Here is a 24,580-nt window from a genome sequence, read left to right as displayed (position 1 = left end):
CCATAATATTAAACAAAATTTAAGATAAAGAATCTCTTAATTTCTGAGATTCATAAGTAGCTACATAATCAGCGAATAAATTTCCCCAAACATCTTCTTTTTCCATAGAACTATCTTTTCCATGACCTCTAACATGTTTAAATTTAACTTCTATATTTCTTTCATTTAATTCTTTTATATAATCAGAAATTTTATCAGCTGTTACATAATTGATACTTTCAGATAGATTAAAACTTAGAGGATCTTTTAAATAACCATTAATAATCTGAATAGATGTTAAACTATCAGTTACTATTTCAACTTCTATTTCGTTATCTAAAATTTTAACTCTTTTATTTGTTAAATATTTTAACTCTTTTATTTGTTAAATATTTTAATAGATCTCTAATGGCAAAAATTTCAGCATTAATATTGGAACCACCAATTTGTGAACTAGAAGCAAGAACTCCTAATTCACAAACAGCACTCCATCCTATAATGAAATCTTCTTTACCATTGATCCTTGATCCATCAGTATAAAATTTCATATAGTTCTCCTTATTTATAAATCTTTTCAATACGACCTTCTTCAACTATAACCCCATTTTTGTCAGCCATACAAATGTATCCAGTATTTCTTTTATATGATATAATCCATTTTACTACAGGAACATAATTATATTCTTTAACTCCATATAATGATCTATCACCCCAAGTGCAACTCCAATCTCTTGATTTTCCCCAACGTTTTGATACATATTTTGGAGCATAAAATTTACATTTCTGACCATCCCATTCAAATTTTTCTTTAAATCTGCCTTTTTCAATTTTTGTTGATTTACCAACAACTGTCATCTGATCTCTTGATGTCCAAGAAGAATATTTTTTACTATTACCATTCTTTACATAACTTCTTACTTGAACAAAATAATTACCACTTTTAAGTTTCTTTGATGTAAATTTATTACTTTTTTGAGTTTTTGTTTTCCATCCTTTTTTAGATGCTGATTTACCCCATTTAAGAGTTGATTTTTTGTATCTAAATTCATATCCATCACATTTAACTTTTTTGCAAGTAACTTTAATTTTCTTATTTTTAACTTTAACTTTTGATAATTTAGGACTTATAGCCTTAATTTTAAATGTAATAGTTTTTGATCCATAATATGGAGTTTTTCCTTTAATTGTTATACTTGCTTTACCAGGTTTAATGTTATTTTTATAAGTTACTGTATAATATTTAGGATCAAGTTTAGTTTCTGCTTTTGTTCCATTTAAATTTTCTGAATAAACCTGTATTGAAGGCTTAATTTCTTTTCCTATATAATTATAGTTATTTTTTAATCCAGAAATTCTACAATTATAATTAAAATCTTTTAATTCTGATTTGTGTTCTGTAGTTGGTTCTTCAGTTGGATTTTCTTTTTCATACTGATTTTTTGATATTTCTTTTATTTCTAATGTTAATGAAGGACTATATCCATCTGTATTTTTATTTGTTAATGTTATTTTATAATTTGTAAAATCATCTTTTTTAGCATTTTTAATTATTAAATTTTTATTATTTGAATAATATTCCCAACTTTTTTTATTTTTATTATATTTTTCCCATAATATTGTATAATTAGATAAATCAGGATTTTTGATTAATTCCATATTTTCATCTAAAAATATCATTTTAACTTCTAGATTTCCACCTAGATAAATGTTACTATTATCATAAGTCCCTATTTCATAAATATTTTTTAACTCTGTTGCTTTTACTTCTTTATAGTCACCAAAACTAATACCACAAATAGCAATTATCATTGCCAATACAAAACTTAAAATTCTCTTCATAATATTTTTCCTCTCTTTCTTTTAATAAAAATTAGTTAGTTTATTTATTTAAAACCTTTGTTTGTAAACAACACATGTCTTTTATTGTTTTACTGTTGTCAAACAAAAGTAATATTTTATAAGTATTTCTTTTATGAGTTGGAACAAATATAGACTATAATTAGCTTTTCAACTTTTTAATTATTCTATGAATATGTCTCAACAAATTAAAATTATATCACATACATTTTTGTAATAAAATACAGAAACTTCTTTTTATATGCAAAATAAGGCTGTCAAAATAATGTTTTAATTTTTTCTAAAAAAATTTCTATCAAAAACATTTTCTGACAGCCTTATACTATATAGCTATAACTATTATATTTCATAAATGTTCCATTTTAGCAAAACAACATTTAGCACAATATTTTTTGTAAACATTTCTATTCCATCACCAATGCCTGACAGCTTTTTATTACAAGCTGTTTTCCTAGTATCTCATATTCTTTCATATTATTAAGTAATACTTTCCATTTTTCCTTTTCCATATTTAGTGTTATTTCCTCTTTGCCAAAATTAGCAATTACTAATATTACCTTATCTTTAAGAATTCGTTTGTAGGCAAACACATAATCTTTGTCTGTAAAAACAGGTACTGTTTTACCATACACAAACAAATCTGAATATTCAGAATGTTTTCTTAGAGCAATCAATTTTTTATAATAACTCAGAACAGAATTTTCATCTTCTAACTGAGCAGCTACATTGCAATGTTTATACAGCGGATTAACTTTAAGCCATGGTGTACCTGTTGTAAATCCTGCATTTTTTTCATCTGACCACTGCATAGGAGTTCTTCCATTATCCCTACTGTGTTTGTAACAAATATCCATTGCCTCTTCTTTTGTTTTGCCTGCTTCAATTGCCAAATTATATTCATTTATTGTGTTAATATCATCATATTCAGATATGTCTTCAAATCTTGTATTAGTCATGCCTATTTCCTGTCCCTGATATATGAAAGGAATTCCACGTAACAAAACAATAATTGTCCCAAGCATTTTGGTGCCTTGGGCATTTCTTGCATGTTCAGGAAGATATCTGCTTGCCCCTCTTGGCTCGTCATGGTTTTCAATTATGTTTGACAAAAAGCCAACATTTTCACTTTCTTTTTGAGCATTAAAAATAGCATTTCTATATTGTTTAAATGTAAAATCAGGTGCATCATACCAGCCATGTTCACCAAAAGACAAACACTGAGCTGAAAAATCAAACATAGATGAGAAGTGACCGTTTTCTCCGATAAATTCTCCCAGTTCATCTTTTTTCATGTTAAACACTTCACCTACTGTAAACGCATCATGTTTTTCAAAAGTATTTTTCTTTAAATTTTCAAGCATGCTACCAATGCCTGTTGCGTGCTCTGCCACCTTGCCGGCATGTACCAGTCCGTCTTCACCGTCAGGCTCAAGATTTTCAAAATTCAAATCTTTTGCAATGTTAATAATGGCATCAATTCTAAAGCCTGAAACACCCTTATCAAGCCACCAGTTTATCATTTTATAAAGTTCATCTAAAACTTCTTTGTTGTACCAGTTTAAGTCCGGCTGTTCTTTTGCAAACATATGTAAATAATATAAATCCGTACCTTCAACCTTTTCCCAGGCACTTCCACCAAAGTATGAGCGATAGTTGCTTGGCGGATTACCGTCTTTTCCTTTTCTAAAATAAAAATAATCTCCATATTTTCCTGCTGGATTCTCTAATGCCTTCTTAAACCATTCATGTTTATCTGAACAATGATTAATAACCAAGTCCATAACAATGTGCATATCCCTGCTTTTTGCTTCTTCAAGCAATGTGTCAAAATCTTCCATTGTGCCAAACTTTTCATCTATTCTGTAATAATCCGAAATATCATAGCCCTGATCTACAAAAGGAGACTGATATATTGGAGAAATCCATATAATATCAATGCCTAATTCCTTTAAATAATCCAGCTTGTCAATTATGCCTTTAATATCACCAATTCCATCACCATTTGTGTCATTAAAACTCTTAGGATAAATCTGATATGCAACTTTGTTGTGCCACCACTTTCTTTCCATTATATTAACCTCCGTACATTTATAATTTTAATTTGTATAGTAATATTATTTCTTCCTTGGAAACGTTTCCATAATTACTATATATTATAAAATATTTTTAAAACTGGGTCAATTATATTATTTTTATATCCATACATTTTGCATTTTTGTCTATTATCTTTGTTTTTATTTACACTAATGGCAATTTATAGTAAAATATATAGGATTATGGACTAATTTACCCTAGCCCATAAAAGTCTAAAAATATAAACAAATTAAACTATTGAAAACCATTTATAATTTAAAAGGACAACAGACAAATGAAAGAAACTATAATTAGGTTAAGGGAATTTTTGTTGGCACATGTTAGTAACAAAAAATTACAGTCTTTAATTATAGGCTTGTTAAGCTACGAAATGGTATACTATATTTTTTTTGGTGCTGGTACTTTCATTATTGATATAGGTATTTTTTCATTAATAACTTCCTATGGATGTACTGCACTGATTTCAAATATAATCTCTACCATTTGTGCCATTGTTTTTGCTTATACTACTAACAAACTCTGGGTTTTTAAAAGTAAAACTCACGGATTTACTGAAGTATTTGCAGAATTTATGCGATTTGCTTATGTTAGATTTGCTACTTTAATTATGACTGAAATTATTCTGCTGATTAACGAAAAGCTAATTAACGGTAACAAATATTTAGCAAAACTAATCGCAATGATTATTACGATAATATTAAATTATGTGTTTAGTATATTATTTATTTTTAACAACAGAAAGGGGACTCATAATGAAATCCAAAAAACAGCATAATTTTTCATTAAAAACATGGTTTGACAACAACCGATTATACTTACTGGCATTTCTTATTCCGGTAGTATCAATGCTTGTCGTTTACGCAGTGAAGGGAGTTTTCCCATTTGGTGATGAAATGTACTTACGAAGCGACTGCTATCATCAGTACACACCTTATTTGGAAATACTTCAAAAGAAACTTCAAAGTGGTGGCAGCCTATTCTACACATGGGAAATTGGTGCCGGTATGAACTTTGTGGCAATTGCAGCCTACTATTTATCCAGCCCATTTAACTTACTTACAATTCTCTGGCCTACAAACATGGCTGATTTTGTAAACTTTTCAATTATTTTGAAAATGGGACTTGCAGGCTTTGCTACAACTTATTATCTTTCAAAAAGATTTAAGTCAAAAAACATTAACACTGTAATCTTTGGTATGTTTTACGCATTGTCAGCATATTTTGCAGCATTTAGCTGGAATATTATGTGGCTTGACTGTATGTGGATTCTTCCATTTATTATATTAGGTCTTGAAAGATTAGTAACACAAAAAAGATACAAGATGTACTGTTTAGCTCTCGCCTTTGGTATTTTTTCTAACTACTACATTGGTATTATGCTTTGTCTTTACAGTGTAATATATTTTGTATATCTTCTTTGTGTATCTGATTTTGACAGTGAAATCGGTGCTTTAAAAGCAAGACTTTTAGCTTTTAAGGATTTTGCAATATATTCAGTTTTAGGTGGTGGGCTTGCTGCTTGCATTATTCTTCCTGAGTATTTTAACATGCTTATTACTAAGTCAGCAGACACATCATTCCCTGAAGCTTTGGAAGAATATTTTTCAATGATGTATATGCTATTTAGATCACTTATTTGTGTTCCAATAGCTGATTTGAAATACCCACATGATCCTAACATCTATTGTGGTGTTGCAATGTTTATTTTAATACCACTATTTTGGTTATGCAAAAAAATTAGTAAAAAAGAACGTATCGGAAAAACAGTTATTGCTGTTATTATGTTATTAAGTTTTAGTTTCAATATTCCAAACTATATTTGGCATGGTTTACATTTTCCAAATAGTTTACCTTGTAGAGAATCATTCTTATATATTTTCTTAATTGTAACTATGGGATATGAAGCATTTACTCATATTAGGGAATTTAAGCCGGCACACATTATCGGTTCGGCAGGAGTATCTGTTGGTTTAATTTTACTTTTTGAAGAAATTTTCAAAAGTTCAGAATTATTTACAGATTTAGATATTAGTACAAACATGACACAAATTGCTTACTTAAGCATTTTGTTTATTGGTGCATACCTTGTAATCTTCTTCTGTTTCAGAAAATATCGTGACATGAAAGCGTTTTTCACATATTTACTTATTCTACTTGTATTCTGTGAATTGACTCTTAACATGACTGTTACAAGTATTCCAAGTACTTCTTCTAGAAGCGGCTACTATGAAGCAACAGAAGCTTATGATAAACTTAACGAAGTAGCCAAAAGCGATGCAAAGAAAGATAATTACAACTTCTTTAGAACAGAAGGCGAATACCATGCAACAAGAAATGATGGTGCAAGATTTGGGTACAACAGTATTTCAACATTCTCTTCTGTAGCATCAGCAGCTATGCAGGATTATTATGATGAGATTGGATTACAGACATCATTTAACGCATATTCATATTATGGTCATACTCCTCTTACTGCTGCTTTATCTGCAGTGAAATATGAATATACAACAGGAAATCCTACTTTGCCAAATTATATGACTTTACTAAGTCAGCAGTCATATAAAACTGTTAACGGACAGAGTTCACTTAAATTATACAAATATAATCAGACTCTTCCACTTGGATTTATGATGAATCTAAATACAGAAGCTAGTTGGAAAAAGAATACAGGCAATCCATTTGCTACACAGAATAATTTCATTAAGTCTGCTGTAAATGATGGTAAGAATATTTTCCACCAGCTTACATCATCTGAAGTCGGTAAATTTAGTGCTGAATACAGTTTAGAAAAAGGCGACAAATTTACTCCTTCAATAGACGAGAAAACAATGGATGTTTACTTCTTCTGTGTAACTTCATCAGAAACATTAACTGCTACAGTTACAGACGGTAGCATTATGGAAAACCAGAACGGTACACAGACATCTACTACAACAAAGACATTTTCTTCTACAAACCAGAATTATATCTGTCATTTAGGAAATGTAACACCTGGCTCAAAAATCACAATTACAGCCAGCGATAATCAGGCAATTAGTAGTTGTTATGCATACGCATTTGATAACGATGCCTGGTCATATGATTACCAATTATTAAATGCAAATCCATACACTGTATCAGAATACAGTGATACAAAAATTACAGGTACAGTAACTTCAGAAGAACAGGGTATTATGTATACTTCTATTCCTTACGACAAAGGTTGGAGCGTATATGTAGATGGCATTGAAAGTGCCATTACCCCTATTTGTGATGGTGCTCAAATCGGTGTTTTAGTTGATTCAGGTACACATGAGGTAACATTTAAGTATAAACCACAGGGTCTTGGAAGTGGTATTTTAATCAGTATGCTTTCACTTCTTGTATTCCTTGGCTTAACTTTCAAAGATAAGATTTTAGCTAAGTTTTCAAAGGGTACTGTAAAGAAAGTTCAGGTAGCTAAACCTGTTGAAATTAGCGATGAAAGTGATAATAAATAGATGAAAGTGATGATGAATAATTATCGTTATCAATAATATCTATAGAAAACCAAAAAGAAGTTTTGCTTAACAAATTTAATTGTTAAACAAAACTTCTTTTTTATAAATTTTAATAAATCAAACTTGCAATAAATTCCATCTTAAATTTATTAATCAATGGTATATCAACTGCCCTCATTTTACGGTTCCATTTTATTTGCTATTTTTATCATTATAAGACCTACGGTACCAATTGCTAACAAATACTGCAAACCAAATCTTTCTTGTATTTTGTTCTTTTATAGCTTAATATTATACGACTAAATATCTCCATACAAACTAAAGAAGTTTGATGATTTTAAATCTTTTATATCTTCAGGGACAATATCTTCCCATTCTGACGTATTAAAATCATAACTGCTGTCCTTTAGGAAACTGTTATATTCTTTCTGGAATAGTGCCTTTTTTTGCTTCTTGATGATATTTTCCTTGTTCTTAGCTGTCTCATCTTTCATATAATTATCAACGCAGTAAATCAGGTAATAATCATTTCCGTCATTAATAATTTCACTGGTCTGATTTTTATTAACGTTAAAGGCTTCTTTTTCCAATGTTGTTGTAGCTTCATTTTTCTTTATAACTTTTGTAGCTGAGTCATCTTCGCTTATCTGCTTTGCTTCCTTTTCGAAATTCGTAGTTCCTTTTTTTACCTTTTTAGCAATGGAACGTAACTTCTTTTGGATTGTATCAGGGGCTGTATTATCTGATGACATACGAATGTACTGTATTTTTATTACTCTTGCATCTTCTTCACTTACAGTCTCATCTACCTTCTCGGTAACTCTGTTGTAAACCTTGTCCGCCAAATAATAATTTCTGTACAATACTGTTGCTGTATCCAAATCCGCGTCTGTGTATTCCAGTTCACTTTGACTTAATGAATTATAAAACTTGTCTGCCACATCATTAATTGAACGCATGTCATCTTTATCTATTTTGATACCCTCTGTGTCTGCCATGGCTGCAATTGTATACTTAACAGTCATGTCTTCTTTAACTTTTTCCATAACGAAATCTTTTAACGTTGTGTCCTTGTCCACTTTTGCATTCCAGTCAACTTTTCCGCCAAAGTCCTTTTTATATTTATTCACATAGTTCATAAAAATCAATTTGTATTCACTTTTAGAACATGTTAAGTCATCTATTTTAAAAATTTCATCACTGCTTAATCCAAAGATTTTTCCTAATATGAATGTGTCACTTTTTATGCCGCAACCTGTTAAAAATGATGCGGTTAATGTAACTGCAATTCCTGTAGCTGCAATTCTTTTCAATTTTGAAAAATTCATTTTTTCTTCCTTCCTGCCAGTCTCTATTTATGTTTTACATTCTCATAATATCTTCCAAAATAGTATCAACACTTTCCGTAATATGTTTTGCCGCATGTCTTACCTGAGAATCTGCCCATTGCATTGCATAGCTGTAAAAACAATGTTCAAACATATCTATATCAGTAAAACCTGTTCCAAACACAACTGTGTCTTCTTCTGATATTTCATAAAAATGCTGAATTAAGGCTATTGCCATACCTTTAGTTACATATTGTCCTGTTATAAACATTTCATTAGGAGATGAAATTGATACATTGGCTTTTGCAGACCATCTTTTGTAAATCTTCTCAAAGCTCTTCTCATCAAATCCATCTTTGGAACATAATGTAATCTTTGTAACATCCCCATTTAATTCTTTTAAGTCATCAATATGTTCAGGCTCAATTCCTTTATTATTTAAGTATTTGAGAAACTCGTAATCATGAGTTTTTATAGCTGTATCTTTCTCATTTGAAAAAACCAAACGAATATCATTATTATATTCATCTTTTTCCATTTCAATAAGTACATCTAAACAAACAAGGCGGTCAATTGTTGTCTTGCTTATTACTTTTTCTCCCTGAAAAATCACGCCACCATCATTACAAATGTAAATAATATCATCCTGTATTTTTCCAAATAATGGTTTAACAAGATTGTAATTTAATCCTGTTGCTACAGCAAATTTAAAATCATTTTCTAACAGTGTAGCGATTAAGTCAATTGTTTCTTCTGAAATTGTTTTATTATTTTCATCTATTAATGTGCCTTCTAAACCACACACAATAAAATTAATCATTTTGCCTCCTAGTTATTTTTAATTTATAATTTTCCTTTTTGTTGATTTTTTTCCATAAATATTCTTATTTCCAACTGTTCTATATGCAGCAACCTTATAAAAATATGTCTTTTTGCCCTGAACATTTTTATCAACGCAATTTACATTGTTAGCGGATGTAACTGCTATTCTTGTAAATGGTCCCTTTGCTGCTGTCGACCTGTAAATAACATAACCACTTGCACCAGCTACCTTTTTCCATGTAACTTTCAAAGTTTTGCCCTGCTTAGTAACAGTTGGCTTTTTTACCTTTGAAGGTATTGGTTTTATGGTTACTGCTTTTGATTTTGCACTTTTGTGTTTCTTGCCTGATACAGTTCTATAGGCTTTTACCTTGTAGCTATATACTGTACCTGATACAAGATTTGTGTCCACATAACTGTTAACATTTCCCTTAGGCTTTGCTATTATAACATACTTTCCTGCTGCGTTTTTTCTATATAAATAATATCCATTGATATTATTCTGAGCATTCCATTTAACAGTAACAGAATTGTAATTCTTTGAGCTACCTGAAACTACAGGCTTTGAAGGTTTATAGGATTGTCCAACAGTTATTGTCATAGCACTCATATTGCCTGCTGCCGTATAAGCTCTAACTGTTGTTGTGCCTTTCTTTAATGCTGTAGCATAACCTGATTGGTCAACCTTTACAACTGCCGGATTGTCACTCATATAATAAACACTCTGACCTTTTGTAACTGACACCGGTAACTTGTATTTAGCACCTTTTGAAATTGACTTTTCACTGTGAACATTCAAATAAGATGCTGCAATATAGCCTGTGTAAGTCTTGTGGTTTTTCACACATTTTACTTTATACCAGTATGGGTTACTTAACCAAGATGAGCCAAACAGATTACTTGTTCTTACACCTTCTAATATTGTAACATTTGTATTCTTACTTAAAGTTGTTAATGTATTTGTATTAGTGCCTGCACCCTGTCTTAAATTAACTGTTGAGATAACCGTCCCCTGTTTTGAACTGCTACCTATTGTTACCTTGGCACTTGTAGATGGCATATTTTTGTAAACAGGAATTACAAAAGTTAAAGCAAGTTTTGTGACACCCATCTCATTATAAGCATCACTTCCAAGTGCTGCTTCTGAAGCTGCTCCGTAAATATTAGTCATGTACTGGTGCTGGTATAAACCGTATGTAGAGTTTTTATTTACATTAAATCTTTGGAAGTATGTAGTGTACTGACCAGCATTAATGTATTTTTCTCCTATATATTCTGCTCCACCTATAATAGATTTTCCCGGTGCATTCCACTTTCTATTATATGTATTACCAGAGCTTGCCCATGCCAGTCCGTTAGCTATTGGATTAGAACTTGTGTAAGCCCCAATGTTATAGAAATTATAAATTCCCTTGTACTTAGAAGAATACTCTCCATTAACACTACCACTTGCTCCCATACCTGCATATTTTGAATTCTTCTTTGAACCAACTTCCTGAAGTATTTTTGAGGCAATATAATAAGCACTTACCTTACTTTCTTTTGCAGCTTCTATAATTTTTGATGAATATTTAACATCTGTTGACTTGTATTTGCCAGCAGTTGTTAAATAACCAATGTTTGTTTTGTACATAAAAGAGCCTTCTAAAACTGCCTCCACTCCACTTGCAGTCTGTGTTGAATCGTATGCTAATTTTTCAAACTGATAAATATGCGTATCATTTAAAAAGTTTCTCGGATCCATAAAATACTGGACGGCTACCTTTGAGGCTGTTACCCAACTACTACCGTCTTTTGCTATATAAGCTCCTGTAGAAGCATTATAATCTCCGGGTTCTGTAGACTTTAAATACTTGCTGTAACTTTTTTCAATTAAGCTTCTGTCATCTTTTAATTCATTTTCCACTGCAGTATTAAAATTAATACCTGTATTATAAGGAACAAATTTCCACTTAGGATATTTTTTGTGAAGCTTCCTTAAATATGGTTTATAACTGCCAGGAAAACCTTTAATACTTGTCTCAAACGAATCTGCTGCCATTACTTCTCTGCTGTCAAAAGATATTCCAAAAAACAAGTTTACAATCATGGTTACTATAACAATTATTATAATTGTGTTTTTTACTGTTTTTTTGCGTGCTCTCATATATTTCATCCTTTTTTGCATAACAACAAGTTACAAGTTCTTCAAAGTCTCATTATCTGCGAACTTTTACACCTTTAGTACCGCGCTTTCCAATTTTGAGTTTTCTAAGTTCTACCTGTTTTCCTTTATATTCAACAACTTCATTATCACCAATATCCAAAAGATATACGTGTGTAACAAAGTCTTCTGCATTAAGTTTAATACCCTTAACACCAAGTGTTGCCTTCTTCAATTCAGGTACTTCCTTAATTGGGAATCTTAAGAATATACCGTCGTTTGTCTGTAAAACTAAGATTTCTCTTGTATACTGTAATTCTTTCTCCTGATGATTGTCAGTATCCATATTGGTAAATTCCATTTGCTCATAATCAAGCATTTCAAAGTCATCTGAACCACCTGATAATGCAATAGGCATTTCAGTGTCTTCCACAACTTCCTTCTCTGAAACTCTTGTAATAACTACTGATACTAACTCATCATCTTTTCCAAGCTTTGTGGCTGCTACTGTTTTTCTGTTAGTCTCAAACTCGCTACCATCAACAAGCTTTATCATTCCTTTTTTAGTTGTAAATAAAAGTTTCTTATCTTTAATCATATCAAAAGACATTAATGCAATTATGTTTTCCCCCTGACTACTGTAATTGCCTAAATTGTCAATTGGGACACCTTTTTCTCTTACTTTCTTTGTTGGAATATTCTGTACCTTAATCTGATGAACATTGCCGTTATCTGTAAAAATACAAATTGTATCTGTGTTCATACAGTTAAAGTAATATTTGTTATTGGCTGTAACACTTTCAATATTTCTATCAAATGCTGCCGGCTCTAAAAGTTTGGCATAACCGAACTTGTCCTGAACAAATACAACTTCCTGTTCAACAAATGCGTTTTCATCAAACACAGCTTCTTTTCCATCTTCAATAAGAGTTCTACGTGGTCTGTTGTATTCCTTTTTAATGGCTCTTAAATCCTTCTTGATGGCATTTGTCATGGCTCTTTTACTGTTAAGAATTTCTTCGTAGTCAGCAATCTGGTTTACAAGTTCTTCGTATTCTTTTTGAAGAGCCATAATTTCAAGACCGATTAACTTGGCAAGTCTTAAGTCCAAAATTGCCTGGGCCTGACGTTCTGTAAAACATAAATTGCCTGCTAATAAAGCTGACTCAGGATTCTTAAATTTAATGCCTTCAGTATTACCGTTTACAAGACAGTCCTTAACCTGTTTCTGGCTTTGACAACCTCTGATTATTTCAATTATTAAATCAATAATGTTAGTTGCCTTAATAAGACCTTCCTTAACTTCTTTCTGTTCTAAAGCCTTATTTAAAAGAGTTGTATATTTTCTTGTGGCAAGTTCATACTGAAAATCAACACTGTGTTTAACAATCTGTTTAAGGCCCATTACTTCCGGTCTACCCTCTGCAATGGCTAACATATTAACTCCAAATGTATCTTCAAGTTTAGTTTTCTTATAGAGCATGTTTGTTAATTTTTCAACATCTGCTCCCTTTTTCAACTCTAAAACAATCCTAATACCATCTTTATTTGATGCGTTGGAAATATCAACAATATCATTTGTTTTCTTTGTTTCAACAAGGTCAATTACGTCTGAAATAAACTTGCTTATTCCTGTACCAATCATTGTGTATGGAATTTCAGTAATAACTAATTTGTCTTTTTCTCTGCCTTTGCCTTTTTCAAATTCTAATTTTCCACGAAGCTTAATTTTACCTGTACCTGTTTCATAAATCTTAGGCAAATCAGACTTGTTGGCAACAATTCCTCCTGTGGGAAAATCCGGACCGGGAATTATCTTCATTAATTCTTCTGTTGTAATGCTGTTCTTGTCCATGTAAGCAATAACCGCATCCACAACTTCCCCTAAATTATGAGTAGGAATATTTGTTGTCATACCTACGGCAATACCTTCTGCACCATTTACCAAAAGATTTGGTACACGTACAGGAAGTACCTGTGGTTCTTTTTCTGTTTCATCAAAGTTTGGTACGAAATCTACAACATCTTTATTTAAGTCTGCCAAATAAACATCTTCTGTAAATTTCTGTAGTTTAGCTTCAGTATAACGCATTGCAGCGGCTCCGTCACCTTCAATTGAGCCAAAATTTCCATGACCGTCAACTAACGCCATTCCTTTTTTGAACTGCTGTGCCAAAACTACTAAAGTTTCATAAATTGAACTATCACCATGTGGATGATATTTACCCATTGTATCACCTACGATACGGGCTGATTTTCTATGTGGTTTATCATGAGATAAGCCTAACTGATCCATTGCATAAAGTACACGTCTTTGTACCGGCTTTAATCCGTCTCTTGCATCCGGAAGTGCTCTGGCACAAATAACGCTCATTGCATAATCAATATAACTTTTCTGCATTACCTCAGAATATTCTGTTTTTATAATTTGTTCTGCCATTAATATCTCCCTAAATATCTAAATCAGCGTCTTTTGCATGATTATAAATAAATTCTCTTCTTGGACCTACTTCACTTCCCATTAACATACTTGTTACATCAGAAGCAAGTCTTGCATCCTCTATTTCTACCTGTTTCAAAATTCTTGTTTCAGGATTAAGCGTAGTCTCCCATAACTGGTCAGGATCCATTTCACCTAAACCTTTGTAACGTTGAAGTGTAAAACCTTTGTGGGTCTTTCTGTATTTTTCCAATGCCTTGTCATCATACAAATATTCACCTTCTCCTCTTTTTGGAACAACCTTGTAAAGAGGTGGTGTTGCAATATATACGTGACCGTGATTAATTAATTCAGGCATAAATCTATAGAAAAATGTAAGTAATAATGTATCAATATGAGAACCGTCAACGTCCGCATCAGTCATAATAATAATTTTGTGGAATTTTAATTTTTCAATGTCAAAATCATTTCCATAGCCTTCTGAAAAACCACATCCGAAAGCATTTATCATTGTTTTAATTTCTGCATTTGCCAGTACCTTATCCATTGATGCTTTTTCAACATTTAATATTTTTCCTCGAATTGGCATAATTGCCTGTGTCTTTCTGTCTCTTGCTGTCTTGGCTGAGCCACCCGCAGAATCTCCCTCCACTATGAATATCTCACATTTTTCAGGTTTTCTGCTTTCGCAGTTTGCAAGTTTACCATTACTGTCAATGGAAAATTTACTTTTTGAAAGCATGTTTGTTTTTGCTTTTTCTTCTGACTTTCTGATTTTTGCAGATTTTTCAGCGCAGCTAATTACATTTTTCAAAGTCTCAATATTTTTATCAAAAAATAAAACAAGCTGTTCTCCTGCGATGCTCTTTGTTGCTTTTTCAGCGTCAGGATTGTCCAATTTTGTTTTTGTTTGCCCTTCAAATCTTGGATCAGGATGCTTACATGCCACAACAGCCACTAAACCATTTCTAACATCTGCCCCTGTAAAGTTTGAATCCTTCTCTTTTAACACACCAAGTTCTCTTGCGTACTGATTAATTGTCTGTGTTAAAACTGACTTGAAACCTGTTATGTGTGTACCGCCTTCCTGTGTGTAAATGTTATTACAGAAGCCTGAAATATTTTCTGTAAATTCATTTATATACTGAAAAGCAATCTCAAGTTCAATGCCCTCAATATCATCTTTAAAATAAATAATGTCTGTTACTTTTTCCTTGTCCTTAGTCATATCAGCTATAAAAGCCTTAATTCCGTCAGGTTCAGAAAATGTTACTGTCTCCTCTTCCCCTACTCTTTTATTTTCAAAAATAATTGTCAGATTAGGATTAAGGTATGCTGTTTCATGGAGACGGCTTTTAATTGCATCTGCCTTAAAATATGTTTTTTCAAAAATTTCTCCATCAGGGAAAAAGCTAACAGTTGTACCTGTATCATTTTTTCTGCATTTTCCAACTTCTTTTAAGTCGTAGCAAATCTTACCCTGTTCATATCTTTGATTATAAACTTTTCCGTCTCTTTTTACATTAACTTCCAGCCAAAGTGATAAAGCATTAACTACAGATGAACCTACACCATGTAGACCACCTGAAATCTTGTAGTTGCTGTCACCAAACTTACCACCTGCATGAAGTGTTGTAAAAACAACTTCCACTGCCGGCCTACCTGTTTGTTCATTTAAATCTACCGGTATGCCTCGTCCATTATCTTTAATTGTAGCCGAACCGTCTTTTTCCAAAGTTACTGTAATTTCAGAACAGTACCCTGCCAAATGTTCATCCACCGAATTGTCTACTATTTCATATATAAGATGATTAAGTCCTTTAGTACCTACGCTACCAATATACATTCCCGGTCTTTTTCTTACCGGTTCAAGTCCTTCAAGTACCGCTATACTATTTCCATCATAATTATTAGCCATAAAAAACTCCCTGTCTTAAATTTATTTATCTTTCTGCATTCTGAAAAAACCTGTTCCAAAATGCTTTCTCATTAAATAATCTTTTCCTTCCAAATGTGCAAAATCATTAAATCTTTCAATATGGAAAGTTTTCATTTTTTCATCATACATAATGTGAGTGATACTGCTATTTTCAATTTGTCTTCCGTATGTAAGCCATTTACAATAATCAGCTCCCATAATTCCTGTAAGCAAAGCTCTTAAAACTCCACCATGAGTTACAACGCATACATTTTCGTATGGTTCCTTTGTTAAATCCTTTAGTGCTTCCATTACTCTGTTAAACACCATTTCACAGTTTTCACCACCGTCAGGATATGGCAAATCTTCTTCCATTAAGACTCTCTTAGAAAGAAAATCCTGATATTTTTCTTTAATAACAGAATTCTCAAGTCCTGTCATACCGCCAAAGTTTGCTTCCTGCCATCTTTCATCTATTACTCTCTTTTTATTCAAATGAGAATTAATTATATCTGCTGTCTCTTTTGCTCTAATAAGCTGACTTGAATAAACAGCTTCTATGCCATAATCATTTTCTGCAAGTCTTTTTCCTAATAAATCAGCCTGCTCTCTACCTTCTTTTGAAAGTTCCACATCTACATTACATAATGTACTGTTTTGTCTACCATGTCTTATTAAGTAAATATTCATAATCTTACTCCTTCCAAAATTCTATTTTATGTACATAATCATTCCCGGACCTAACTTATCATTAGGTCTTGAAATAAAGCCTTCCTTCTTATAAAAGTTTTCTCTGCCTCTTGCACACATTAAATCAAGCATTATCTCTGTGTCACTTAACTTTATTTCCTTTACATAATCAATAAGCTTAGTAATAATTGCATGTCCCATGCCTTTTTTCTGATATTCAGGAACAACTATAAGGTCCTGTATATAGCAGATTACTGCCCCGTCACCTACAATTCTTCCCATGCCTACAGGCTCATTATCTTCATAAGCCACTACTGTATAAAGACTCCCCTTTATTGCTGCTTCTGCCTGAGTTTTGGTCAATTTCTTCCAGTTTACTTTTTCTCTTAACTTTAAATATGTATCTATGTCCAATTGATTAGTTTTTAAAATCATAATATCTCTTTTCCATTAAGTAAGTCTAAGCTTTCCAACGTCAGAACGCAAAAAGCCACTTTAACCAATATATTATACAATATTTATTTTCTTTCTTCAAATGATTTTCTGTTATAAAATATTATTTTCTATTATAAAATCATCTTTTATGGTAAACTTGTAGACAGGGTATGTTTATGCCTAAAATATTTTACAAGGAGATATGAAAATGAAAAAGAAACAATATAGTTTAGTCGGGCTTTTCATTGTCACATTACTATTTAATATTGCTTTTATTTTTAATGTTAATGTTTTTGCTGACACATTATCCACAAACTATCAGCCAGTTATTGACAATGTAAATAAGACTGCAGACTCAGTTGAACTACAATGGCATGTTAGTGATGATGATTACTACTACTTTAATATTTACAGAGCCACTTCTAAGGACGGCGACTATCAGTTATTGTCACAAAGCTATTTCCCTTATTATACTGATTATAATTTCAGTGCCGGCGTGCATTATTTTTATAAAATCGAGACAGTATATTTCGATGAAAATGATGATTTGCAAACAAGCGAGGCAATTTTCGTAGAAGATGTTTTTACACCTCTTGCTGTACCAACATTAAAAACAGCAACTGCCGTTAAGTCTCATGGCATAACACTTAGCTGGAACGGGACAAAGGACTCACAAGGCTACGAAGTTTACAGAAGCACCACTTCAAATGGAAGTTATTCATTAATAAAAACCGTAAAGACTACCTCTTTTGATTACTATATGGCACCTTACAGTTACACAAATAAAAAACTTACAGTTGGTAAAACCTATTACTATAAAATACGTGCTTATGTAACTTATGACAATGTAAAATATTACAGTAATTTTTCTACAGTAAAATATGCCCAGGTTCGAACTGACAGTGCAAAAATTACTACTACATATTCAAAAAAACCAAAGACCAACACTCTTTACTGGAAGAAAATTTCAGATGGTAACGGTTATGTAATTTATTATTCAACAAAATACAATGGCAAATACAAAAAGCTTGCCACCTTAAAGGGTAACAACAAATTACACTACACTCATAAAAAAGTAAAAAACGGCAAAGCCTATTATTACAAGGTTTACAGCTATAAAACAGTTTCCGGAAAAATGCTTCTAAGCGTTGAACCCGGCTATTATGAAAAATACTGTAACTACTACTCTTTTGAAAATGAACCTTATGACAGTCGTATACAAAGACTGTTTGGCAACAGTAAAACTGCCTGGTACAAAACTTCAAAAATTGCAAATAAAAATATGAAAACAGTTAGAATTAAGGTTTGGGACAGAACAACCGGTGGCAAAAAATATACAAGACATTTTTATGTTACGGTGAACAAGGGACTGGCACCTTCTGTAAAAAAAATGTTTAAAGAAATTTACAAAACAAAGGAACGTTTTCCTATTCACGACATTGGTTGCTACAACTGGCGTGGAAACGGCTCAGCCTCTGAACACTGTATCGGCACAGCCTTTGATATTAATTCAAATGAAAACTATATGATTGACAACGGTCAGATTTTAGCAGGTTCTTTTTGGAAACCTAAAAAAAGCAAATATTCAATTCCACTAAAATGCCCGCTTGTAAAAATTTTAAATAAGTATGGCTTTGAAAGAGGCTTTTGGGGCAACAGAAAAGACTACATGCATTTCTCTTATTTGGGAACTTAATTTGTTCATACACAAATGTTCATACGCAAACTATAGTTATGTAAAATCTGTAATCGTAAAAACTACAACAATATAATAATTTAAATATATTAGATTAAATATAATAATTTTAATATAATAGTTTAAATATATTAGATTTTTTAACATATTACTCAAACATGTTTTTTAATCTATAAAAGTGTTTGAGATTTTAAAACACGCAATTAACAATGAAATATTTTACAAATGTTTTTTTCATACTCCTGGTAATAATATTATTATCAGGAGTGTTTGTTTTATGAAAAAAAGATTTGAGTTAATTTACAGAATTTTATTTATAATCATATCAATTACAGGAATCGCCATTCATTTTGACATTAATGACAGGGATGTTAATGTTCACGAATTTAGTTTTTTTACATTGTGGAGCAATATTTTCTGTGCCGTATTTATGAGTGTTCTTTTAATTAAACATTTTACAAAAAAGAATACCCGCTCTACTCTTTTAATTTATTTTAAGGGCATGGCACTGTCCTGCATTACATGTACATTTTTAATTTATCATTTTTCAGAACATAAAATAATATTGCAACAAGACACTATGACACCTCTTGGCTTACCTGTGGAAAGCATCATCGCCCACTATATTGTGCCGTTTATGTTTGTTTTTGACTGGCTTATATTCCAGCCCAAGGGATTATTTAAATGGAGTTATATTTTCAGTTGGCTTGCTTTCCCATTAGTATATATTTTCGCATTTTTTACAAGATGTGCCTGTAACACACCGGAAGAATTTAGAAATGTACCTAAATACCCATACTTCTTTCTAAATTATGACTGTTTGGGTATGAGAAAGTGTTTACTCTACATTGTGGTAATTACCGTTATATTTCTGGCGGTTAATACTATTATTGTTTTTGCAGATAAATTTTTAAGCAATTTAAAAGCAAAAAAACATTAAGTATTTCTTTGAATCAACCTTTAAACTGTTATGTTTCAAGTTAAACTTATATTACAAGTTTAACTTTTATTACCAATTTAACTTTTGGTCATTCAATAAATACTTAATGTTTTTTATGTAAGTAATATAAAATTTCTCTGAAATTCCTATTACCTATAAAATATTCCACTAGGAAATAATTCTTTATTTTTCTTTTTTTAGAACATCATACAATTCTTCTAAGTTGCCTATAACATAATTGATTTTCATATTGTCAGGTGTGGTTAGATTATGTGGATTGTACCAGCATGTTTTAATACCTGCATTTATTCCACCCTGTATGTCTGAACTTAAGCTGTCGCCCACGATAATTGTTTCATCTTTATTTAGATTAGGAATCTCAGCAAAACATCTTTCAAAAAATCTAATGTCCGGCTTGTTTATTCCAACTCTTTGCGAAATAAATATTTTCTTAAAATATTTGTCTAAGTGGGCTCCGGCTATTCTTCTATCCTGAACTGAAGCGGTTCCGTTGGAAACTATGTATAAATTATATTTGTCTTTTAAATTCTCCAACAGCTCTACTGCTCCAGCCACAAAGAAATACTGATTACTTAACATTTCTTCGTATGTTTCCCAAGCTTTTTGCCCTGAACACTGAACACCTATCTTCTCAAACAGCATCTCAAATCTGCCTAGAAGTACCTGATTTCTTGTCAGTTCTCCTGTTTCCAACTTTTTCCAATGAAGATCATTTATCTTGCTATAAAGCTTAATCGTACTTTCATCATGTGGCACTCCAAGAACTGTTAAAGCCTTATCCAATGCTACATGCTCGCACTTTTTAAAATCTAAAATTGTATCATCTAAATCTAATAATATATTTTTTATCATTATCTGATTTTTTCTGTAAGTCCGACTTTCTTCTGAACTTTTCTTAATGTTTTGTTTGCAAAATATGCAGCCTTTTCGTCATTTTCTTTTATAACACCATTAAGATATGCTTTGTCTTTCTGAATTTCATAGAATCTGTCCTGTAATGGTTTAAGTCTGTCTGCAACTGATTCACCTACTGCTAACTTAAACTCGCCATAACCTTTTCCGTCAAATTCTTTTTCAACTTCTTCAATAGTCTTTCCTGTAATACATGAATAAATGTTAATTAAGTTCTGAATTCCAGGCTTGTCATCAGAATATCTGATTTCCATATCTGAATCTGTAACAGCTCTCTTGAACTTTCTGATAATTGTGTCAGGATCATCCATAAGCAAAATACTTGCATTTGGATTCTCGTCTGATTTTGACATTTTTCTTGATGGATCCTGAAGACTCATAATTTTTGCTGTTGACTTTCCAATATATGGTTCAGGAATTGTAAATACATCACCGTAAATTCCATTAAATCTTGTAGCAATATCTCTTGTCAACTCTAAATGCTGCTTCTGGTCAACACCTACAGGAACAACATCTGCCTGATACAATAAAATATCTGCTGCCATAAGTGACGGATATGTAAATAATCCTGCATTAATATTGTCAGCATGCTTTGCAGCCTTGTCCTTAAACTGTGTCATACGGTTAAGTTCACCCATGTATGTGAAGCAATCTAAAATCCATGCAAGCTCTGCATGTGCAGATACATGTGATTGGAAGTAAATACAGTTCTTCTCAGGATCTAATCCTGCTGCAATATATAATGTATATAAATCTCTTGCTCTCTTTCTAAGTTCTGCAGGATTCTGTCTTACAGTTAATGAATGTAAATCTGCAATTGCATAAAAGCACTCATATTCTTCCTGCATCTTTAACCAGTTGTCAAGAGCTCCTAAATAATTTCCTAATGTAAGTGTGCCTGTTGACTGCATGGCACTATATGAAACTTTCTTATCTCCTAGCATATTTTTTCTCCTTGAATATATTGTTTGTTCATTATTTAACATACCATTGTATTGTATCACTTTTGTAATAAATTGTATAGAAAAAAGTACAGAACCAGTTCTTTAATTACTACAATTACAAAGCTTTTTACCTGCAAATTATTTTTCGATATTATGATATTAAAATGTTCGCAAATTAAGTTTTAAATATTTGAACGTCAAATATAGAATACATTAATACTTTTATAACCTTTACTTCTTAATTGCCCAGCGCATTTTTGTCGACTTTGCTCTTGGGTTTCTGTTGCATTCAGCCTTTCCCGGTCTTATTACATCTCTTGCCACATCACTGTAAACACCTTGTTTTTTTAGAGCCTTAAATGACTTTTTCACCAATCTGTCTTCTCCTGAATGGAATGTGAGTATTGCTACTCTACCATTTGGTGCCAAAACCTCCGGCAATTTTTCCAGAAAATCATATAAAACTTCAAATTCATTATTAACATCAATTCTAAGTGCCTGAAATGTTCTTGCGCAACTTTTCTTGACAGCTTCCTCCCTTTCTTTTTTAGGTAGGTAAATCAAAGCCTTCTCAATAATATCTTTTAACTGAGTTGTTGTTTCGATTTTCTTTTTTCTTCTTTCTTCAACAACTGTTTTTGCAATTTCGTAAGCATAAGGTTCGTCTGAATTTTCAATAAGCATACCTTCCAATTCATCCATTGAAATTGTATTAATACGTTCTGCTGCAGAAATTCCCTGATTTGGATTCAGCCTTAAATCAAGCGGTCCTTCATATTTGTAAGTAAAGCCTCTTTCCGGATTATCAATTTGCATTGACGATACTCCTAAGTCAGCTAAAACAAAATCAAATTTTCCATACTTTTCTGCTACCTTATCAATATCCTTAAAGTTAATATTTACACCTGTAAAAATATCTTTCCCAAAGCCTTTGTCTTTTAGCCTTTTTTTAGTTTTTTCTATTTCAATAGGATCAATGTCAAGTCCGTACACATGCCCTTTTCCTTCTAGCTTGTCCAACATTTTTGACGTATGACCACCATAGCCTAAAGTTGCATCAAGGCCTTTTTGTCCCGGTTTTATTTCAAGAAAATCAAGAATTTCCTGAACCATAATAGAAATATGCATTCCCGCAGGTGTGCTACCCTTGCTAATTACTTTTTCAATTGTATCCTTGTATTTTTCAGGATTGTGCTCCTTGTACTTTTCCGCAAAAGTTCTAGGATGAGTTCCCTTATACCTTACACGACGCTTGTGGGGCTTGTCCTGATTATTTGCAACCTGGTTATCTATGTTATTAGAATTGATTTCTTTTATATTTTCCATTTTGGTCTCCTTTTTTTTGCAATGTATTCTTGTTTATCAGTAACTATTTAACTTACTACTGATTTTATTTAATTAATTTACTACTTTGGTTGCCATTTGGCTTACTATCTACCTTATTATTTTGTTTAATTATCTTGTCTAATTATTTGATTTAAACAATCGGTTTACTATTCATCTATACTACTTACCGGTTCGTAACTATAAACACCTGCTTCACCCACAGAAACACCAACCTTTGTAATATATATACCATTATTCCTCTTTCTGAAATAGATTTTGTAATACTCACATCCTTCGTTGTTTTGTCCATTCTTCAATGTTCCTTTATAATCTATCTCTATACAAATATAGTTTTTACACCAATTCTTTCTCTCTATATAGAACTCTAGCTTTTTCAGATTTATCCCACCTTCTTCAGTCCAATTGTTTTGTATTGAGTAATAAATTTTCTCTCCATCAATATTACTTATAAACTTGTTATCAATTTTATTTTTTGCGCAGTTTTCAACGATTTTTTCAATTTGATTTACAGTGTTTTTTCTCTGAATCAGTAAGTAAGTAACTCCGGACATTATTGCCAATATAACAACTATCACAATAGTTAAGTATATTCTTTTTTTCTTTTTCATAACTTTCTCCTAAAAATAATTTATAGACTTTTTCTTATGCAATATATCTTATTATACAACCTTTACAATGTAAACAAATTTATTTTAGCCACTGCTTGTTTAATACATCTTTGACTTTAGCTTATACTTTGCTTAACACATTTTTGATTTTGCTTGATACTTAACTTAACCCAGCTTTGATTTTGCTTGATACTTAACTTAACACAGCTTTGATTTTGCTTAATACTTAACTTAACATATAATTGATTTTGGTTGATTTTTCTCATACAATTATTTAATATATTTCTAGAAATTTATTATTTATCAGGAGGCATACTATGGAAAAAATTGCGAGTTTTACAATAGACCATTTGAAACTATTACCCGGAGTATATGTTTCAAGAAAAGACAAAGTTGGTGAGAATACTATTACAACTTTTGATATTAGAATGACACAACCTAACTTTGAGCCGGTTATGAATACTGCGGAAGTTCACACTATAGAGCATTTAGGCGCTACATTTTTAAGAAACCATAAGGAATTTTCTAACAAAACAATTTACTTTGGACCAATGGGATGCAGAACAGGTTTCTATTTAGTTTTAGCCGGAGATTACGAATCAAAAGATATTGTTGATTTAATGAAAGAAATGTTCGACTTTATGAGAAACTTTGAAGGTGAAGTGCCAGGTGCATGTGCTAAGGATTGTGGTAACTACTTAGACATGAATCTTAATATGGCAAAATATCTTTGCAACAAATACTACACAGAAATTCTTGAAAATATTACAGATGAACATTTGATTTATCCACAAAGTTAATCTATTTTCGACAAATTTTGTAAATGAAACTAATCAAATACACTTTTTCCACCCCTTTATGTTCTCACAGAACTAAAGGGGTGGAATTTTCTGCAATCATTTATAAGCATAAGTCCATCAAATGCTG

19 protein-coding genes are annotated in these 24,580 nt (G+C 31.6%); 5 read left to right on the top strand and 14 right to left on the bottom strand.

Annotated elements, in window-relative coordinates; translation table 11 throughout:
- Positions 1-332: 332 nt before the first annotated feature.
- The 3 genes from DW006_RS02245 to DW006_RS02235 all read right to left on the bottom strand — a co-directional run bounded on the left by DW006_RS02245 (position 333) and on the right by DW006_RS02235 (position 3,905).
- Positions 333-527, bottom strand: a complete 195-nt coding sequence (locus DW006_RS02245) for a hypothetical protein (RefSeq protein WP_117998861.1) — start codon at positions 525-527, stop codon at positions 333-335.
- A 10-nt stretch (positions 528-537) separates the two neighbouring features.
- On the bottom strand, positions 538-1,818 hold the full coding sequence (locus DW006_RS02240) for a hypothetical protein (protein WP_117998860.1): 1,281 nt from the start codon (positions 1,816-1,818) through the stop codon (positions 538-540).
- A gap of 422 nt (positions 1,819-2,240) precedes the next feature.
- A complete protein-coding gene (locus DW006_RS02235; protein ID WP_117998859.1) occupies positions 2,241-3,905 on the bottom strand; it encodes an alpha-glucosidase in 1,665 nt (554 codons plus the stop codon).
- Positions 3,906-4,204: 299 nt separating this feature from the next.
- On the opposite strand from DW006_RS02235, the gene DW006_RS02230 reads away from it, so the two are divergent.
- A complete protein-coding gene (locus tag DW006_RS02230; RefSeq protein ID WP_022164792.1) occupies positions 4,205-4,705 on the top strand; it encodes a GtrA family protein in 501 nt (166 codons plus the stop codon).
- Entirely contained in the window at positions 4,683-7,409 is a 2,727-nt protein-coding gene (locus DW006_RS02225; protein ID WP_158561041.1) for a YfhO family protein, read from the top strand. Before DW006_RS02230 ends, DW006_RS02225 begins: the two co-directional genes overlap by 23 nt.
- A 299-nt stretch (positions 7,410-7,708) precedes the next feature.
- Here DW006_RS02225 and DW006_RS02220 read toward each other — a convergent pair whose 3' ends face one another.
- From DW006_RS02220 to DW006_RS02190, 7 genes are read right to left on the bottom strand one after another with little or no spacing between them, the layout of a single operon-like run.
- Complete coding sequence (locus tag DW006_RS02220; protein WP_117998857.1) at positions 7,709-8,737, bottom strand: peptidylprolyl isomerase; 1,029 nt, start codon at positions 8,735-8,737, stop codon at positions 7,709-7,711.
- Between the two features lie 34 nt (positions 8,738-8,771).
- The gene (locus DW006_RS02215) at positions 8,772-9,557 is read right to left on the bottom strand and encodes an HAD-IIB family hydrolase (protein ID WP_117998856.1); all 786 of its coding nucleotides are present in this window, start codon (positions 9,555-9,557) and stop codon (positions 8,772-8,774) included.
- Positions 9,558-9,575: 18 nt separating this feature from the next.
- Entirely contained in the window at positions 9,576-11,705 is a 2,130-nt protein-coding gene (locus DW006_RS02210) for an SH3 domain-containing protein (protein WP_158561040.1), read from the bottom strand.
- Between the two features lie 52 nt (positions 11,706-11,757).
- Positions 11,758-14,142: a DNA topoisomerase (ATP-hydrolyzing) gene (locus DW006_RS02205; protein ID WP_117998854.1), complete on the bottom strand. Its 2,385-nt coding sequence runs from the start codon at positions 14,140-14,142 to the stop codon at positions 11,758-11,760.
- 10 nt (positions 14,143-14,152) lie between these two features.
- Entirely contained in the window at positions 14,153-16,060 is a 1,908-nt protein-coding gene (locus DW006_RS02200) for a DNA gyrase subunit B (protein WP_117998853.1), read from the bottom strand.
- 21 nt (positions 16,061-16,081) lie between these two features.
- The gene (locus DW006_RS02195; RefSeq protein ID WP_117998852.1) at positions 16,082-16,750 is read right to left on the bottom strand and encodes a histidine phosphatase family protein; all 669 of its coding nucleotides are present in this window, start codon (positions 16,748-16,750) and stop codon (positions 16,082-16,084) included.
- 21 nt (positions 16,751-16,771) lie between these two features.
- Positions 16,772-17,185, bottom strand: a complete 414-nt coding sequence (locus tag DW006_RS02190; RefSeq protein WP_117998851.1) for a GNAT family N-acetyltransferase — start codon at positions 17,183-17,185, stop codon at positions 16,772-16,774.
- 208 nt (positions 17,186-17,393) lie between these two features.
- On the opposite strand from DW006_RS02190, the gene DW006_RS02185 reads away from it, so the two are divergent.
- Entirely contained in the window at positions 17,394-18,881 is a 1,488-nt protein-coding gene (locus DW006_RS02185) for a M15 family metallopeptidase (protein ID WP_158561039.1), read from the top strand.
- Positions 18,882-19,158: 277 nt separating this feature from the next.
- On the top strand, positions 19,159-19,821 hold the full coding sequence (locus tag DW006_RS02180; protein ID WP_117998849.1) for a Pr6Pr family membrane protein: 663 nt from the start codon (positions 19,159-19,161) through the stop codon (positions 19,819-19,821).
- Between the two features lie 183 nt (positions 19,822-20,004).
- Here the strand turns inward: DW006_RS02180 and DW006_RS02175 are convergent, their stop codons facing one another.
- The 4 genes from DW006_RS02175 to DW006_RS02160 all read right to left on the bottom strand — a co-directional run bounded on the left by DW006_RS02175 (position 20,005) and on the right by DW006_RS02160 (position 23,653).
- Positions 20,005-20,694 carry a YjjG family noncanonical pyrimidine nucleotidase gene (locus DW006_RS02175; protein WP_117998848.1) on the bottom strand — a complete coding sequence of 230 codons (690 nt, stop codon included), beginning with the start codon at positions 20,692-20,694 and terminating at the stop codon, positions 20,005-20,007.
- Complete coding sequence (trpS, locus tag DW006_RS02170; protein ID WP_117998847.1) at positions 20,694-21,698, bottom strand: tryptophan--tRNA ligase; 1,005 nt, start codon at positions 21,696-21,698, stop codon at positions 20,694-20,696. The genes DW006_RS02175 and trpS overlap by 1 nt, the downstream gene beginning before the upstream one ends.
- Before the next feature lie 231 nt (positions 21,699-21,929).
- On the bottom strand, positions 21,930-23,024 hold the full coding sequence (gene rsmH, locus DW006_RS02165; RefSeq protein WP_117998846.1) for a 16S rRNA (cytosine(1402)-N(4))-methyltransferase RsmH: 1,095 nt from the start codon (positions 23,022-23,024) through the stop codon (positions 21,930-21,932).
- Between the two features lie 167 nt (positions 23,025-23,191).
- Entirely contained in the window at positions 23,192-23,653 is a 462-nt protein-coding gene (locus DW006_RS02160) for a hypothetical protein (protein WP_117998845.1), read from the bottom strand.
- 317 nt (positions 23,654-23,970) lie between these two features.
- Here DW006_RS02160 and DW006_RS02155 point away from each other — a divergent pair, with 317 nt between their 5' ends.
- Positions 23,971-24,453 carry an S-ribosylhomocysteine lyase gene (locus DW006_RS02155; protein WP_117998844.1) on the top strand — a complete coding sequence of 161 codons (483 nt, stop codon included), beginning with the start codon at positions 23,971-23,973 and terminating at the stop codon, positions 24,451-24,453.
- Positions 24,454-24,580: the final 127 nt, after the last annotated feature.

This window comes from Eubacterium sp. AF36-5BH, from assembly GCF_003460505.1.
GTDB lineage: Bacteria > Bacillota > Clostridia > Lachnospirales > Lachnospiraceae > Eubacterium_G.
This window is presented reverse-complemented; position numbering and strand designations above follow the sequence as displayed.